At 37.6% G+C, this 15,611-nt stretch carries 15 protein-coding genes; 2 read left to right on the top strand and 13 right to left on the bottom strand.

All coding sequences use genetic code 11. The features are described 5' to 3' along the window. Nucleotides 1–118: 118 nt before the first annotated feature. From H4J59_RS04875 to H4J59_RS04815, 13 genes are all read right to left on the bottom strand, one after another. Nucleotides 119–2,194, bottom strand: a complete 2,076-nt coding sequence (locus H4J59_RS04875; RefSeq protein ID WP_182237568.1) for a 4Fe-4S binding protein — start codon at nucleotides 2,192–2,194, stop codon at nucleotides 119–121. A gap of 119 nt (nucleotides 2,195–2,313) precedes the next feature. Further along, nucleotides 2,314–3,834, bottom strand: coding sequence for an aldehyde dehydrogenase family protein (locus tag H4J59_RS04870; RefSeq protein WP_182237286.1), 1,521 nt, complete (start codon nucleotides 3,832–3,834; stop codon nucleotides 2,314–2,316). A 147-nt stretch (nucleotides 3,835–3,981) separates the two neighbouring features. Beyond that, nucleotides 3,982–5,502 (bottom strand): insulinase family protein, encoded by a 1,521-nt coding sequence (locus tag H4J59_RS04865; RefSeq protein ID WP_182237284.1) that lies wholly within the window; start codon nucleotides 5,500–5,502, stop codon nucleotides 3,982–3,984. Nucleotides 5,503–5,533: 31 nt separating this feature from the next. Continuing rightward, nucleotides 5,534–6,724, bottom strand: a complete 1,191-nt coding sequence (gene pqqE, locus H4J59_RS04860; RefSeq protein WP_182189098.1) for a pyrroloquinoline quinone biosynthesis protein PqqE — start codon at nucleotides 6,722–6,724, stop codon at nucleotides 5,534–5,536. After that, nucleotides 6,717–7,013 (bottom strand): pyrroloquinoline quinone biosynthesis peptide chaperone PqqD, encoded by a 297-nt coding sequence (gene pqqD / locus H4J59_RS04855; protein WP_310733159.1) that lies wholly within the window; start codon nucleotides 7,011–7,013, stop codon nucleotides 6,717–6,719. Before pqqD ends, pqqE begins: the two co-directional genes overlap by 8 nt. Then, nucleotides 7,010–7,777, bottom strand: coding sequence for a pyrroloquinoline-quinone synthase PqqC (gene pqqC / locus H4J59_RS04850; protein WP_182189097.1), 768 nt, complete (start codon nucleotides 7,775–7,777; stop codon nucleotides 7,010–7,012). Before pqqC ends, pqqD begins: the two co-directional genes overlap by 4 nt. 24 nt (nucleotides 7,778–7,801) lie before the next feature. After that, nucleotides 7,802–8,719, bottom strand: a complete 918-nt coding sequence (gene pqqB / locus H4J59_RS04845) for a pyrroloquinoline quinone biosynthesis protein PqqB (protein ID WP_182237282.1) — start codon at nucleotides 8,717–8,719, stop codon at nucleotides 7,802–7,804. 118 nt (nucleotides 8,720–8,837) lie between these two features. Further along, nucleotides 8,838–8,909: a pyrroloquinoline quinone precursor peptide PqqA gene (pqqA, locus tag H4J59_RS04840; protein WP_081154332.1), complete on the bottom strand. Its 72-nt coding sequence runs from the start codon at nucleotides 8,907–8,909 to the stop codon at nucleotides 8,838–8,840. A gap of 192 nt (nucleotides 8,910–9,101) precedes the next feature. Continuing rightward, nucleotides 9,102–10,121: a prolyl aminopeptidase gene (pip, locus tag H4J59_RS04835; RefSeq protein ID WP_182189095.1), complete on the bottom strand. Its 1,020-nt coding sequence runs from the start codon at nucleotides 10,119–10,121 to the stop codon at nucleotides 9,102–9,104. A 24-nt stretch (nucleotides 10,122–10,145) separates the two neighbouring features. Then, nucleotides 10,146–10,934, bottom strand: a complete 789-nt coding sequence (locus tag H4J59_RS04830) for an ABC transporter permease (RefSeq protein WP_182237280.1) — start codon at nucleotides 10,932–10,934, stop codon at nucleotides 10,146–10,148. Further along, nucleotides 10,931–11,659 carry an ABC transporter ATP-binding protein gene (locus tag H4J59_RS04825; RefSeq protein ID WP_182237278.1) on the bottom strand — a complete coding sequence of 243 codons (729 nt, stop codon included), beginning with the start codon at nucleotides 11,657–11,659 and terminating at the stop codon, nucleotides 10,931–10,933. Before H4J59_RS04825 ends, H4J59_RS04830 begins: the two co-directional genes overlap by 4 nt. A gap of 12 nt (nucleotides 11,660–11,671) precedes the next feature. Then, nucleotides 11,672–12,649, bottom strand: coding sequence for a YVTN family beta-propeller repeat protein (locus H4J59_RS04820; protein WP_182237276.1), 978 nt, complete (start codon nucleotides 12,647–12,649; stop codon nucleotides 11,672–11,674). Between the two features lie 75 nt (nucleotides 12,650–12,724). Then, nucleotides 12,725–13,915, bottom strand: coding sequence for an ABC transporter substrate-binding protein (locus tag H4J59_RS04815; protein ID WP_182237274.1), 1,191 nt, complete (start codon nucleotides 13,913–13,915; stop codon nucleotides 12,725–12,727). A 268-nt stretch (nucleotides 13,916–14,183) separates the two neighbouring features. Here H4J59_RS04815 and pedF point away from each other — a divergent pair, with 268 nt between their 5' ends. Together pedF and H4J59_RS04805 are read left to right on the top strand one after the other, a co-directional pair. After that, entirely contained in the window at nucleotides 14,184–14,627 is a 444-nt protein-coding gene (pedF, locus tag H4J59_RS04810; RefSeq protein WP_182237272.1) for a cytochrome c-550 PedF, read from the top strand. After that, nucleotides 14,614–15,504: a substrate-binding periplasmic protein gene (locus H4J59_RS04805; RefSeq protein WP_404852001.1), complete on the top strand. Its 891-nt coding sequence runs from the start codon at nucleotides 14,614–14,616 to the stop codon at nucleotides 15,502–15,504. The genes pedF and H4J59_RS04805 overlap by 14 nt, the downstream gene beginning before the upstream one ends. Nucleotides 15,505–15,611: the final 107 nt, after the last annotated feature.

Here is a 15,611-nt window from a genome sequence, read left to right as displayed (position 1 = left end):
AACTATACTTTTTAATAATATATGCTAACAAAGGCCTTAAATCTATATAAGTCTATTTTATCGGTTTAAACTAATATTTGGTGATATAAATGTGATCATATTTATATCAAGTTGTTAATTAGGATACCTTTTTTATTTTAATAGGCCGATTACCATACTTATTAACAACACATAATTTGGGACTTTCAATAGTAACTAAGCACTCTAAACACTGTATACATTCACCGTAATCAATTGAACCATCTTGATTGATAGCGTCAATATCACATTTTTTGTTACGACATAATTGACAAGGGCTGCCACATTCTTTTCTTCTTGTTAACCATTTCAGTAAAGGAAAACGACCAATAATGGCTAATCCTGCTCCTAAGGGGCAAAGATACCGACAATAAAACTTATGAATTTTTAAGCTTAATAATAATAAAAGAACAGCGTAGAGAACAAAAGGCCAATAGCGAACAAAATTTAAGGTGAGACTGGTTTTAAAAGGCTCAATTTCGGCAAGCTTCTCTGCTAAAGAAAGTGAATAAAATGATGTGCCAACTAAGATGAATAAAATAATGTACTTAATTTTTTGTGCCTGTTTATGATGTTTAGGTGATATTTTTATCTGTCTTATACTGAGTTTTTTTGCTAATAACCCCATCATTTCTTGAAGGGCACCAAAAGGGCATAACCAACCGCAAAAGAGTCCCCGTCCGAAAATAAATAGACTAATGAATACAAATAGCCATAGGATGAAAATAACCGGGTCTAATAAAAATACTTCAAGTGTAAAGCCATTACTTACTGACAATAATAAGGTATATATATTGACAACAGAAAGTTGTCCTTGGGTGTAGTATCCGATGTAAAAAATAGTAAATATTAGCATAGTAAAACGTATTCTATGGGTAGCATTAACATGGCTAGCGAGTTGCTTTTGTTTCAAAAACAGTAAAGATAAAATAATTAGGTATAGTGAGATTACTGCTATTTCAACTGTACGGCTGAGCCATATTCTTATCCACAAAGGTTGTTTTTTTTCTATCACAACGTCAGGCGTGTAAAATAATTTTTCCGGTAAATCCAGATCAGTGGTGAATTGGTATTGCTGTTTAGACAAGAATGACTGGTTATAATTGACGGCGAGCGATACCTCGAAGGGTTTACTTATTTCAAAGCCAGATTGTGATTTGATTCTGAATACTTTTTGTTGATTAATATCCGGGATTTCCATATTGAACGAAGGTTCATAGTAGCTATAAAAATCGATATCACGAATATCTACCGGAAACTCGCCTTGAATAATACTTAGGCGAGGAGGGACTGTTTGGGGAATAAAATTTTCACTGACATAAGAATAAGTACCACGATTAAATACCATTAAAGCATGTTCACCAGGCTTTAGGCTTTCAAGTAAGCGTTGATATTCCATTTCACCTAAAAGGTTTTTACCGATAATAGGAATGTTAACAAAGGCAAAATACAACTCAATAAAGTCTCTACCTTTAGCGTCAGACGATTGGGCTAATTCAGTAATAACGCTTACTAATTCACTGGAGACGTCTTCAGCAAGTTTTAAGCTTTGCTTGGTACTTATTTTCCAATGCGATATATGGCCTTGTTCAATAAGTTGTTTAAAGCTGAGTTTTTGAAAAAAATCTGTTTTAATTTTTACCGTTGCAGTGGCGGCGAAACCTTCTAATTTAGCCCTAGCAACTTTCAAGGCTGAGGCAATAATAGTATCGTTAATCACCATAACAGATATCGTTGCTCTTGTTATGCCATCAAAGTTAGTTATACCTAGGGTATTTTCGTCTTGGGCATTAATAATAAAACGCTCTTTGATAGAATGCCCTTCATACTGGTCGATAAAGTCGAACATAGGCTTTTCGCCAAGACCATGTAAAAAAATAGGTTCATGATGATTTAGTACTTTAAAACCGGCAAATACGCCATTGATATCAATACCCATTAATAGATTAATGGTTTGACCTGAAAAACCGATGAAATTAGTGAAATCGTCAGATTCAAAAACATAACCTAGTAGTTGACTAAGTTGGTAAACAGGGATTATGGCTAAATCGGGGTCAGCAGTGCCAATACGTGTAGCACTAGGGAAAATAGCTTTTATGTTTGCAGGGATAGCCGTTACTTCACTGTTTTCAAATGAGTTTGACTCTTGATAAGCAAAGGCAGGTGTTAAATAAATACAAAAAAATAAGCAGACAAAATAAAAAGGGAGTCTTAATAAGGTCACTATGTTCAAATTAGACTCCAAAGCTTATGAGTTAAAGCCCTTCTAGGGGAAGTGAAGGGCTATGTTACTATTTAAAAGAAACCTAATGGGCTTGTGCTATAACTCACTAATAAGTTTTTAGTTTGTTGGTAATGATCAAGCATCATTTTATGTGTTTCGCGGCCAATACCTGATTTCTTATAACCACCAAATGCAGCATGAGCAGGGTATAAATGGTAACAGTTAGTCCATACACGACCAGACTCAATACCACGACCCATACGGTGAGCAAGGTTAGCATCACGTGTCCAAACACCAGCACCTAAACCAAAGGCACTATCATTAGCTATTGCTAACGCTTCTTCAGCATCTTTAAAGGTAGTAACAGAGATAACCGGACCAAAAATTTCTTCTTGGAAAACTCTCATTGAGTTATTACCTTTTAAAATAGTTGGTTGGATGTAGTAACCACTACCTAGTGGGCCGTCTAAATTTTCAGCAGCACCACCAGAAAGCACAACGGCACCTTCATCTTTACCAATTTGTAGGTAACCTTGGATTTTTTCATATTGTTCTTTAGAAGCTTGTGCGCCAACCATAGTATTAACATCAAGCGGATTACCGCGAACAATATTTTTGGTTTTCTCAAGTACTTTTTCCATGAACTCATCAAAAATATCTTCTTGTACTAGGGCACGAGAAGGACAGGTACATACTTCACCTTGGTTAAAGAAACCTAAAGCAAAACCTTCAGCACATTTATCAAGGTAATCATCTTCAAATTGAGTAATATCACTAAAAAATATGTTTGGTGATTTACCGCCAAGCTCGACAGTCGAAGGAATTAAATTTTCAGCCGCACATTTTAATATATGCTGGCCAACAGGTGTTGAACCGGTAAAAGCAATTTTACCAATACGGGTACTAGTGGCTAGTGCTTCACCGGCTTCTTTACCGTAACCATTAACAATGTTTAATACACCATCAGGTAACAAGTCAGCAATCAACTCCATAAATATCAGAATACTTGCAGGTGTTTGCTCTGCAGGTTTAAGAATAATACAGTTACCTGCGGCAAGTGCTGGAGCTAATTTCCATGCCGCCATTAGCATAGGAAAGTTCCAGGGAATTATTTGACCAACAACACCGATAGGCTCATGGAAATGATAAGCAACCGTATCGTCATCTATCTGTGAAAGAGTACCTTCTTGAGCACGGATACAACCCGCATAATAACGGTAATGATCAGCAGCTAACGGGATGTCAGCATTCAATGTTTCACGAACTGGTTTACCATTATCCCATGTTTCTGCTACCGCGATTAATTCAAGGTTTTCTTCAATACGGTCGGCAATTTTTAATAAGATGTTTGAACGTTCTTGCACTGAGGTTTTCCCCCATGCCGCTTTTGCCGCATGAGCCGCATCAAGTGCTAATTCAATATCTTCAGCACTTGAACGTGGAATTTCACAAATGACTTCACCTGTCACAGGAGTCGTGTTGGTAAAATAATTCCCTTTTACCGGAGCAACCCATTGACCGCCGATAAAATTTTCATATCTTGATTTAAATGTAACTACAGAATTTTCGCTTCCGGGATTTGCATAGATCATAATTCACCTCAGATGTTAGACCCACCAAAATTTGATCTGTTTTGGGGGGCTGTATTATTATCGCGTCATTAATTAAACAGTGTTTGTCTATGGATATAATAGGGTCTTATTGGCAAGTTAAACTATGCTCCCTTGGCATAAAAAAACTCATACTTTAGGATGGGAGCTGTTGGCTAGCACTTGTAGATAGGCAGATATGGCAGTAGAAGTAATGTTAATGAGTTGGCTATTATCAAGGTGGTACGCCTGGCAATATTTAATTTTAGCTAGGGCTAAACTCAGACGTATAAAATGTTTATCTTGGCTCAATGTTAATAAACAAAGCGGTATTGCTTTTAATCGAGTGTTGGGGTTAACATCAAAAGCACTATATATAACGAAATAAGCTGATTTTTCAATTGTTAATGCTTGCGTTGCGTAGCAAAGGCCTTGACATCGAGGCGCTAAAAAAAGTGGGTATGCACTAATAATATAGCTGGTAATCGTGGCGAGTATTTGTTCAGTAGCGGCAATATCTGCTAGCCATAACGCATTACGTTGATCACTTACACAGACTTGATTTCTCTGAAAGCTTGACTCATTTATGAGCTCATTTATAGTTAATTGTTTTTTAGCTTGCTGGTATAGTTTGGTGAACAAGTTAGGTAGTGATGTTTTATTTGCTGATTGTTTTATATTAAGACATTTTTTGCCCACATTAATCGCTTGATCGCTATTAACGTCTTTTATTAGCGTATTAGATAAGATGACCAATGGCAATATTAAGTTGCTACTAGGCAGTGTGGGTAACGACTCTGTGTTGGTTTTAAGCGGGGCGTTAGTGCTTTTAATTTCACCGTAGTCATCAATTTCTTGGTAGTAGGGATCTTGCAACCATAAATGATAGCGTGTAATAAGCGTGTTGATTGCTGGGGAATATTTTTTTTGATGATGTGGGTGACTTTCATTGCCCTGTGCATTTTCTTGGACATTATTTTTTGACTGTTTTCTGTTTTTATCTAACGCTATTTTTGTCGGTTTAGGTTGCTTTGACTGATTAGCCTGCTTAGGTAATAAAGCAATTAAATTTGCTATTTTTTCACTATCAGCATTAGCGGTAACTAAGGTAATTTTAGTTGCTTGGTAAAGGCGTTGATGAAAAGTCGTTAAGTCGTTAAGTGATAATTTTCCAATGGTTGCGCTAGTGCCGCCGTGGCAAAAATCATTTTTATTATTATCTAGATTGTTGTTTTGGACGCTGCTTTCAGGGCTTTCTTTATTTGCTTGTTCTGCGCCGATCAACTCCTGATAAATAACACCTCTGTCATTACCATCATGAAGTTCACAGTGTAAATCCTCAGCATCGAAAATAGGATTAAATAAACCGTTTAATAAGTAATTAATCGCTAACATAAAGGTATGAGAGCACTGGCTTTGGCAATGAAAATAAGTGGTTTTTGCAAATGTTGATGCATTAATTTTAGCATCGGTTAGTGATGTCAGTTGAAATAAAGTTTCTGCTTTGGGAAAAGCCGTGCTGCGACGAAAAACCATATGTTCAACGGCATGAGCAACACCACTATTATCAAAAATGGGCGTATTAACAACAAAAAGTGCGCTAAAGCCATCATTATTGAGTATATTAATATGTTTCAAACCATTTTTATGGCGATAAATAGCTTCTATCATTTGGTCATTTTTTTCATTGCTAAAGCCAAGATCATACTTTCATACGTGCAATGTTTAACCTGGTGTCTTTAGCATGTTTCATTGCCTTCTGGTTAACACGCTTTACTATTGGTTTTGATGGGGTAGTTGCATTGGCTATCGCCTGTTGAATTAAATGGTGATCTTCAGATTTACTACAGACGGGATCAGTTTTATGCATGTCGCCAGTCATCATAAAGGCTTGACAACGACAACCACCAAAGTCTTTTTCTTTTTCATCACAACCTTTACAGGGTTGTGGCATCCAATCATCGCCGCGAAAATAATCAAAAGAAAAGTCTTGCAGCCATATATCGGCAATAGATTTGTCTCTAACATTAGGAAAAGTGAGTGGCAGCATTTTTGCGCTATGACAAGGTAAAGCTGAGCCATCAGGTGTAACAGTTAAAAAGGTTGATCCCCAGCCATTCATACACGCTTTGGGACGCGTTTCAAAATAATCAGGCGTGACAAAAATAAAATGCGGCCCTTTGCCTTGTTGCTCATCTCTAAATTCATTAACAATACGTTCAGCTTCAATTAGCTGTTCTCGCGTCGGTAATAAATGGTCACGGTTTTCATACGCCCAGCCATAATATTGGGCTGTTGCTAACTCGACATAGTCAGCCTCTAGCTCACAACTTAAGCGCATAATATCAGCAATTTGGTCAAGGTTTTGTTTGGATAAAACAAAGTTAAGCACCATAGGGTAACCTTGCGCTTTAACCGATTTAGCCATATTAAATTTTTGTTGGTAGGCATTACCGCGACCTGCAATCGCATCATTTAACTCAGGATCAGCCCCTTGAAAACTTATTTGGATATGATCTAAGCCGGCTTCTTTGAGCTTAGCTATACGTTTTTCGGTTAAACCGATACCCGAAGTAATTAAATTGGTATAAAAACCTAAATCTCTAGAATGTTTGACCAGTGCTTCTAAATCTTTTCGTAGTAAAGGTTCACCACCAGAAAAACCGAGCTGTACCGCGCCAAGGTCTCTTGCTTCGCTAAATACCTGACACCATTGCTCTGTGCTTAACTCATTTTTTGTTTCACTTAAATTCGTTGGATTTGAGCAATATGGGCAGTGCAGAGGACAATCATAAGTTAGCTCTGCAAGTAGCCAAAGTGGCGGGCCAACTATGCCAGCGGAAATGGTAGTTGAATCTTGCTTTGAGATGTCAGTTATGGGTTGATTAGTCATAATAAAGCCACTTTTTTTCAATTGCTGTGGTGATAAACTCATTTACATCTGTGGTTAAGTCTCCGGCATCTGGGAACTTAATGTGCAATGCGTCAGTAATCTGTTGTACGTTTTTCTCGCTATCAATAAGCTGCATAATTTCGCCAGCACCGCCATTGAGTTTAACCATGCCCTCCGGAAATAATAACACAAAGCAGTCTTGCGCTTTTTCCCACTGAAAGCGGAACATCGCATTAAGTGATGGGGTCATTGTCGGGCTTATTTTTGAGGGTATTATAGGTGTAGTCACTTAAATAGTCCTTTATGATAAATAGGGTTACTAAGGGTTTCTTGACCAAGTATCACTTGATAAGGCGCTCTATTTTGTTGATAAGCCAAGGTCATTGAATCTAACATACTCCATAAAATGTCCAGTTTAAATTGTAAAATATTTAAGGCATCTTCTTGTGCTTCGCGGCTAGTAAAATGATCTAAGGTTATTTGCAAACCATGATTCACATCACGACGGGCTTGCGACAAACGCATTTGAAAATATTCTAACCCTTCAGGTTTTATCCAGGGATAATTTTGTGGCCAACTATTAAGGCGGCTTTGATGTATTTCAGGCGCAAACATTTCAGTTAATGATGAACAGGCTGCTTCTTGCCAGCTAGCTTTGCGTGCAAAATTTACATAAGCGTCTACTGCAAAACGTACACCGGGAAGTACAAATTTTTCATCCAATAAATCTTGTCTGTCTAGGCCAACCGCTTCGCCTAAACGTAACCAAGCTTCGATACCACCTAAGGTTTTTTCACCGGCATTGCCATCGTGATCTAGAATACGCTGGATCCATAAGCGTCTCGTTTCTATGTCACGACAATTTGCCATAATTGCGGCATCTTTAATCGGTATATTTACTTGATAATAAAATCGATTAGCAACCCAACCTCTAATTTCTTCTTCGCTACACTCTCCTTTATGCATAGCAATATGGAAAGGGTGGTGAATATGGTATAGCTGACCTTTGTCTCTAAGTTTATGTTCAAACTGTTCTTTGGTCCAAGCTTGCATAAAAGTGGATCCTTTAAAGTGAGGTTAAATCGTGATTTCCATGCCATCGGTGGCAATTTCAACATCATTGTCTAAAACAAACTGATGCTCAGGAGATTCTTCATTTAAAATGGGGTTAGTATTATTAATGTGGATAAGGATTTTTCGATCTATTGTAAATTTATTCAATAGAGCAACCGTACCAAAGTCACCATTGACAGGCATATGCCCCATCTCAGAGCCTAATTTAGTCCCCACACCTTGGGCAATCATTTCATCGTCTAGCCATAACGTACCGTCAATGAGGACGCAGCTTGCTTCGGATAATATGCGTTCAACTTCTGGCGTGCTTTGAACAATACCCGGCAAATAAAATAAATATTTACCGGTACTTTTATCAATAATTTTTAAACCAATATTATTACCATCCACCACTTTATCGCGATAGCGTGAATAAGGCGGAGCATTTGATTCGATAATAACAGGCACGAAGGCTAACCCGTCAACACCCTTTACATCAAAGGCTTGTTGTTGTTCGGTATCTATTTTGGTGAAATTTAGACCGCCATGCCAATGTTCTAGCAAGTTAAATAATGGGTAAGCCGTTGTTAAATCTTCATAGACAACATCACTGCAATACACATCAAGTGGCAGGCCTTCACGCAAGGTTACTAGCCCAGTGGTATGATCTATTTGGCTGTCAGTTAAAATGGCTGCACGAATGTTAGTACCACGACTACCTTGCTCAGGCCAAAGTTGTGGAGATTTATTTATTTGTTCACGAATATCGGGAGATGCATTGATCAATACCCAATCTTTGCCATTAGGGCTGACGGCAATAGACGATTGAGTGCGTGCGGTTGCTTTCATTGTACCGTCACGTAAGCCTTTACAGTTTGCGCAGTGACAATTCCATTGTGGAAATCCACCGCCTGCAGCTGAGCCTAGAACTAAAATTTTCATATGTGCCTCGAAATCAAGACAAAGGGGGAAATAAAAAATTGCCTAGTGATAAACTAATTACCTCAGTATTTAAGCATTGGCTATCACTGAGGTAATTTATTCTTATTAATTTTTTTAATTAACGATTACTGATGTAAAGAGTTACTTCAAATCCTAAACGCATTTCTTCAAAGTTAGGCTTAATCCACATAATTTATTCCTCGCTGGTTAATAATATTAATTTATTTTTTATTTAGTACCCTTTTACTATATTTAATTTTCATTTAATAAAACATCCTACTTTAGATGGAAAAGGATGGGGCGTAGGCATGAATAAGTTGTGAGTTATTAGGTGCTAGGTGGTGTGATTGGTGATTAGGCAAAAAAACCATTCAATTATGAATTAAAGCACAGGCTTTACATATGTACGTTTTGCAAAGTGGTTAGTTGCCTTAACTAAAGCGTTAATAATTTTTGGTTCATTGGCAACATGTCCCGCCATTTCAATGATTGAAAATTCAGCTTCAGGCCAGTGTTGTTTTAATAGCCATGCTTGTTGAAGTGGGCAGACCATATCATGGCGCCCATGAATAATTTTTGTTGGGATGTGTCGAATATTATCGATAAGTTCAAGCAAAGGCTTTTGGGCAATAAAACATTCATTTATTGAATAATACAGCTGAATAATGGCAGGGGACTTATCGTCTTCATTTATTGATTTTTCCATTGAACTTTCTTCAACGCTTAATGATTTTTGCCAATAGATAAGACTAGCTTCCCAGTGTTGCAATTTATTAAAAATAGCGTCTGATACCTTAGTGTCATCACTGGTGAGTTGTTGATAAATTGCTGATAGCGGTTGCGCTTGTTGTGATAAAGGTAAATGGTTAACTAAGTTATGCCACGCCTCAGGATAAATTTTCGCTGCGCCATTTTCGCTGTAAACCCAATCAATATCTTCTTTACGAGCAAGAAACACTCCGCGTAATATTAAGCCGGATACTTGCTCAGCAAAGTGATGGGCATAATATAAAGCGAGTGTGGCTCCCCAAGAGCCACCAAAAACTAACCATTTTGTAATACCAATATGCTGTCGTATGGCCTCCATATCTTGAATAAGATTCGCAGTGGTATTTTGTGTTAATGACCCATAAGGTCGAGACCGTCCACAGCCTCGTTGATCAAATAAAATAATATGATAAAGCTGAGGATCAAAAAAACAGCGATGTGATGGTCGACATCCAGAGCCTGGCCCACCATGCAAAAACACCACCGGAATTCCTAAAGGATTTCCGCATTGCTCTATATAAAGGTGATGAGCTTGCGTTGAGTCTTCAGCTGTTATTGCGTCAGTTAGCACATCATTAGTGACGGTTAGATGATAATGATTAAAAGGCTCAATGGCCGGGTAGAGTGATAACATTTACTTATACCTGTTATTTTCAGCTTATCTTTTTTGACTAAATTTAGGACTAAAGCTGATCAGTGCTAATACGGCTGTTATTAACGTGGCGCCTAGTACTACGGCAAAAGCGGTCAAATTAAGTTGCCCAAACAGTGCGAAGCGCAATAATTCAACACAATAAGTAAAAGGATTGTACTGACATAGCCAGTATATCCAAATGCTGGCTTCTTGCATTTTCCACAAGGGATATAACGCACTAGAAAGAAAGAACATGGGGAAAATAACAAAGTTCATCACCCCGGCAAAGTTTTCTAACTGTTTGATTAAACTCGATAAAAGTAAGCCTAAAGCGCCAAGAAAAAAAGCAATCATAAAAACAGCGGGTGCTGCCGTTAAGTAACCTAAAAGCGATATATCAACATCAACCAGTTGTGCACAAAGTAAAAAAACATACACTTGCATTAAGGATAAAAGGGCAATGGAAATCAGTTTACAGCACAATAAAAAAGGCATAGGTAACGGACTCATTAACAATACTTTCATACTGCCCATCTCGCGATCATACACCATTGACAGTGAGCTTTGCATGCCATTGAATAGTACTATCATGCAGCATAAGCCGGGAATGATATATTCTTGGTAGGTAATATAGGTGCCATAGGGTTCCATAATAGAAACGCCCAATGCAGCCCTAAAACCAGCGGCAAAAACAATTAGCCATAACAGGGGGCGAACCAAGGCGCTAAATAAGCGCGAACGTTGTTGAAAAAAACGTGATATTTCACGTTTAACAATACCTAAGCAGCAATAAAAATAGTGGTTTAAGGTCATACTGCCTCCGTATTTTTGGTTAAAGTAAAATACAATTGGTAAATATCATCGACATTATATTGTTCACACAATTGACTACTTTGAGCTTGCGCTTGAATTTCACCTTTGTTGATAACAATAAGTTGATCGCTCGGCTCTACTTCATCCATTAAGTGTGTTGTCCACAACACACAAATTTCCCGTTGGGCGCATAAATTGCGAACGTAAGAAATAATTAATAAACGGCTATCAACATCTAAGCCAACGGTGGCTTCGTCAAGTAATAACACTTTAGGTTGATGAATGAGTGCACGTGCAATTTCTACCCGTCGTCTATGTCCACCATTTAAGGTTCTTACTTTATCGTGTAAACGCTCAGTTAAACTTAATTGAGATAAAATGAGTTCAATATTTATCAGTGCTTTTTTCGGTGCTATACCATGCAAAGAAGCGTAATAGAGGAGGTTTTGTTTTACTGATAAATCTAGGTCTAAGGTGCTTTGTTGAAAAACAACGCCCATTTCAGACATTAGCTTTGATTTATGATCACTTAAATTATTTTCGTTAATCTTAATTGTGCCATGCACGGTTTGAGTAAGCCCTGTTAATAATGAAAACAAGGTACTTTTACCTGCGCCATTGGGACCCAATAACACGTTAAATCCGTTATTTAATGTTAGATTTACATTGTTCAGTGCTTTTTTTTTGCCATAAGCGAAAGATAAATTGTTGGTCACTATGCCCATACTATTATTTCCTCACTTATCGTTAATGTGTTTGATAGCCACACCCCAAGGGTAACGACCTACTTTTATTGATTTTATGACTTTCATTTTATTGACATCAATAATAGATACATCACCACTAATACCGTTGGTAGTAAGCAGTTGGCTTTGATCTTGATTGAGCGCTAATTGCCAAACTCGGCGGCCCACTAATAAATATTTCTCAATCTCCATGCTTTCTCTATTAATAACAGCGATATGGTTTGCTGGCCCTAAAGCAACAAACGCATAATGGCCATCACGACTTAATTCTATGCCGACAGGTTGTACTCTATCTCGGTGAATGCCGCGAATATTGAAATTAAATTCTTTGACGATTTTTTTACTAGCCACATCAATAACAACGACAGCGCCACCTATTTCAGAGCTTACCCATAAATGCTGATTATCTCGAGTGAACTGTGCTGATCTAGGCCTTGCCCCCACTAAGGTATTAGCAATGATTTTATTGGTTTTAGTGTCTATCCAGTGCACCATGTTAGTTGTTTCTGAGGTAACAACAACCAGGTTGCCATCAGGACTTACCGCCAAACCTTCTGGTTCAACGCCAACCTCAATTTGAGCAATCACTACGCTAGAAGCAATATCTATTACCGTTAAAATAGCATCGTCTTCATTTGAGGTATAAATAGTTTTACCATTAGGGTGAAGCGCGATTGTTTCAGGGTCTTCACCTGAAGGTAATTCGCCAACAATCACTTCTGTATTTAAGTCGAGTATTTGAATACGGTCAGAATCACTGGCACAGATGTAAGCAAGTGATTGGTCATGGTTAAAAATAATACCTCTTGGCCTTTGGCCTACCGATATTTCTTTAATCACTTGTTGTTTTTGAAGGTCTATCACTGAAATGTTATCGTCTTTTTCGTTGGTAACATAAGCAAATTCAGCCGCTGTTACACATAAAATTTGGCTAATAAACAATAAACCAAGTAAAAATTTAATTTTCATAATATACCTTTTAAAAGTGAGATTTTTAAAATAGATGCTTTTAATATGAGTATTGGACTGTGCATATTTGAATCGTTAATTGGCATTGCAGTGAGATTCCTGTTGATCAAAACCTAACGTATCTAATTCAGTTCTAGGGTGTAAAATTCCCGCTTGAGGAGATTGAGACACCAAAGCATGAGGCTGAATTAATGCCATTGGCATTCTTAGCTGTCCATTCCAAGTGCGAAAACTTAGCTTGCGTCCTTTATAAGCCGCCAATTTAAAGTCAGCAGATTTAATGTAAGCAGCTAGCTCTGTAACTGATGCGGAGTTGATTTTATGAACAGCTTGGGCAACGGATCGAACTGCAAGGTAGCCAGTAAAGTCAATTTCATTCATATACCGGCTCGTTAATTTTTTAAAGCGCGTTTGTAATTGCGCAGCTCCCCATTGCTCTATAACTTTATGCCAAGACAATGCTTCAAGACCTGCAGAGCCAACAACGGGTCTGGGTAGGTAAGTATTAAAAGGAATGTACTCGGCAAAATCTTTAGTTTGGTCGGCAACATAGACAACATCATATTCTTCTGATGTTTGGGTGAAAAGCGGTATTTCTTGTTGGGCGCTTCGTCTGAGATCGGTATTAAAACTCCATATTTTCTCTGAAATTACTTTCAGACCGTAGCGCTTAGCAGAGCGTTTAAATGAGTTCGCTAAAGCAATATCAGCTGGTTTTTCGCCACGAATTAGCAATACTTGAGTCAATCGTCGATAAAGCAACCATTGGGCAAGGGCATCAGACTTCATGGCATTACTTGGGGCAGTATGTAAAATTTTATTTAAACATTGGCCATTACGTAATTTATTTGAAAATTCACTTATGTTAAACAACAAAATTTTTTTATTTTGTGCCCACACGTTGATTTCATTCAACACAGGTAATGGCGTATCAAGTATGAAAATAGCTTTTCCAAGACTGAATTCTTCTTTTAAACGTTTAAGTAAGTTTTGCTGTTTTGTAAACTCAAAAGATGTCAGGGAAAAATGCTGCTGTAAAAACTTTCCCGTAGTATTTGAATCTTCTATTGCCAACCTTACCCCTTGATAACCACTGTCGGGTGCCATTTTTATAACATTTGATAAAGCTGGTGCGTGCTGTTTTTGTAGCTTTAGATAAGTAATGTTAATAGATAAAGGCGTTGAAAAAGCGCTAAAGCTAATTAAAAAAGCAAAAGAGATAATGCCTATTAGTGTTGATTTTTTAGGTGGATTTTTTTTTAACATGGTAATTTAATCTCAGCTATAGAAGTCATAACGTCTTATTATTTATCATCATATAGTAGTAATGAATCGATTTATAGATGCAACGCTTATAGCGAATAAGTCATTAACCTACTGTTTTTTAAGTGCTTATGTGCATTTTTATAGTTGAGGTCGATTAAAATCATACTAAAGGATGAGGGGAACATATCTAAAGTACAGTTCGGAAATAACAAACGATTCGCTAGACTAGCTTTATACAATTTAAAAATTGAACTAAGAGGTTTTAAAAATGATTAAGTTAAACTTTAAGCGTACATGCTTGATAGCCTGTGTATCCCTTTTTTCGTATGGAGTATCAGGTCACGGACCGGTAACGCCGCAATCAATAGACACATCTGAATTACCTCAATTAGGGGAAGAGTGGCTAGAAAGAAACCCTTATCGTGAGGTAACAGGTGATGTGCGTAAAAGTGTACTTAGCATTGGTGCATCTGCCTATAATCAAAATTGTGCTCGTTGTCATGGCTTAGGTGGCATTTCTGGAGGTATAGCACCTGACCTTCGTATCCTAGCAACTGATTATGATGGTGATGAATGGTATGGCTATCGTGTACAAAATGGTGCGGTACGCAACGGCGCTGTCTATATGCCAAAAATGACTGAACATTTATCTCAAGAAGCACTTTGGGCTGTTCGAACTTGGTTAGAGTCTGTGAGAAATGATGAAGAGTAACTCACGTTTACTTTTTCTCGTCTTAAGCTGTTGCTGGTTTCTTTGTGCAACAGCTTTTTCGCGTTCTTATGATGATATCATTGAAAAAAATGAAATTATTATTGCAGTCTATAGTGACTTTAGGCCTTTTTCTTATGTGGATAAAGGTGAAGAAAAGGGCATAGATGTCGATTTAGCACACGCCATCGCAAAAGAACTCGGTGTTAAACTTAAGCTCCGTTGGATGACTGCCGATGAGACTGTTGATGACGATCTGCGCAACAATCTCTGGAAAGGGCACTTTCTTAAACGCACAGTCGCTGATTTGATGTTAAGAGTACCATATGATAGAGATTACTCTTTATTACGTGATGATATTGGCGAGCTAGTTCATCAGCATGTTCATATGTTTGCACCTTTTCATACTGAATCGTGGAAAGTTATCTTTAATAGTAAAAAAATTGAATCAGTCGAAACCATTGCTGTATTTCAATATCATGATGTTGGTGTTGAAGTCGATTCAATTCCTCAGTTTTATCTCACTTCTGCCTTTCAAGGTCGGATGAGAGATCGAGCTAAACAATTCCCAACGATTAGCGAAGCCATTAGTGCCATGACCGAAAGTAAAGTTGATGCCGTAATGGGACTTACCAGCCAGATTAGTCACTATCAAGGTGAGCTTTCTAAAACAAACTATCCACTTGCTAAAAATGCTTTTCCTATGATGGGACAGCAAGAATGGGATATCGGTATGGCGGTTAAAAATGATTATAGACAGTTAGGTTATATGGTAGCTGATATCGTTGAAAGCATGATAAATACAGGTGAAATAGAGAAAATATTCGCTAAATATCATGTTATCTACAAAATACCCAATTTGTATAAAGCTGCTGAATAAGTAGTCATCCTAAGTGATGAGGCAAATTCATACTGCGGTTCAGTAGTTAATACTAAAGTAACATTTTATGATTAATCCAACCTGCATAATTCAAATATATTTAGCAA

This window comes from Colwellia sp. MB02u-10 (genome assembly GCF_014077185.1).
In the GTDB taxonomy this organism is placed as follows: Bacteria; Pseudomonadota; Gammaproteobacteria; order Enterobacterales; family Alteromonadaceae; genus Cognaticolwellia.
The sequence above is the reverse complement of the archived record's forward strand: the minus strand, read 5'-3'. Positions and strand labels throughout refer to the sequence as shown.

What these genes read in the sequence shown, in the direction of transcription:
- H4J59_RS04870 (WP_182237286.1), bottom strand. Translation starts at nt 3,834, where the DNA reads ATGATCTATGCAAATCCCGGAAGCGAAAATTCTGTAGTTACATTTAAA.
- H4J59_RS04865 (WP_182237284.1), bottom strand. Translation starts at nt 5,502, where the DNA reads ATGATAGAAGCTATTTATCGCCATAAAAATGGTTTGAAACATATTAAT.
- pqqE (WP_182189098.1), bottom strand. Translation starts at nt 6,724, where the DNA reads ATGACTAATCAACCCATAACTGACATCTCAAAGCAAGATTCAACTACC.
- pqqC (WP_182189097.1), bottom strand. Translation starts at nt 7,777, where the DNA reads ATGCAAGCTTGGACCAAAGAACAGTTTGAACATAAACTTAGAGACAAA.
- pqqB (WP_182237282.1), bottom strand. Translation starts at nt 8,719, where the DNA reads ATGAAAATTTTAGTTCTAGGCTCAGCTGCAGGCGGTGGATTTCCACAA.
- pip (WP_182189095.1), bottom strand. Translation starts at nt 10,121, where the DNA reads ATGTTATCACTCTACCCGGCCATTGAGCCTTTTAATCATTATCATCTA.
- H4J59_RS04830 (WP_182237280.1), bottom strand. Translation starts at nt 10,934, where the DNA reads ATGACCTTAAACCACTATTTTTATTGCTGCTTAGGTATTGTTAAACGT.
- H4J59_RS04825 (WP_182237278.1), bottom strand. Translation starts at nt 11,659, where the DNA reads ATGGGCATAGTGACCAACAATTTATCTTTCGCTTATGGCAAAAAAAAA.
- H4J59_RS04820 (WP_182237276.1), bottom strand. Translation starts at nt 12,649, where the DNA reads ATGAAAATTAAATTTTTACTTGGTTTATTGTTTATTAGCCAAATTTTA.
- H4J59_RS04815 (WP_182237274.1), bottom strand. Translation starts at nt 13,915, where the DNA reads ATGTTAAAAAAAAATCCACCTAAAAAATCAACACTAATAGGCATTATC.
- pedF (WP_182237272.1), top strand. Translation starts at nt 14,184, where the DNA reads ATGATTAAGTTAAACTTTAAGCGTACATGCTTGATAGCCTGTGTATCC.
- H4J59_RS04805 (WP_404852001.1), top strand. Translation starts at nt 14,614, where the DNA reads ATGATGAAGAGTAACTCACGTTTACTTTTTCTCGTCTTAAGCTGTTGC.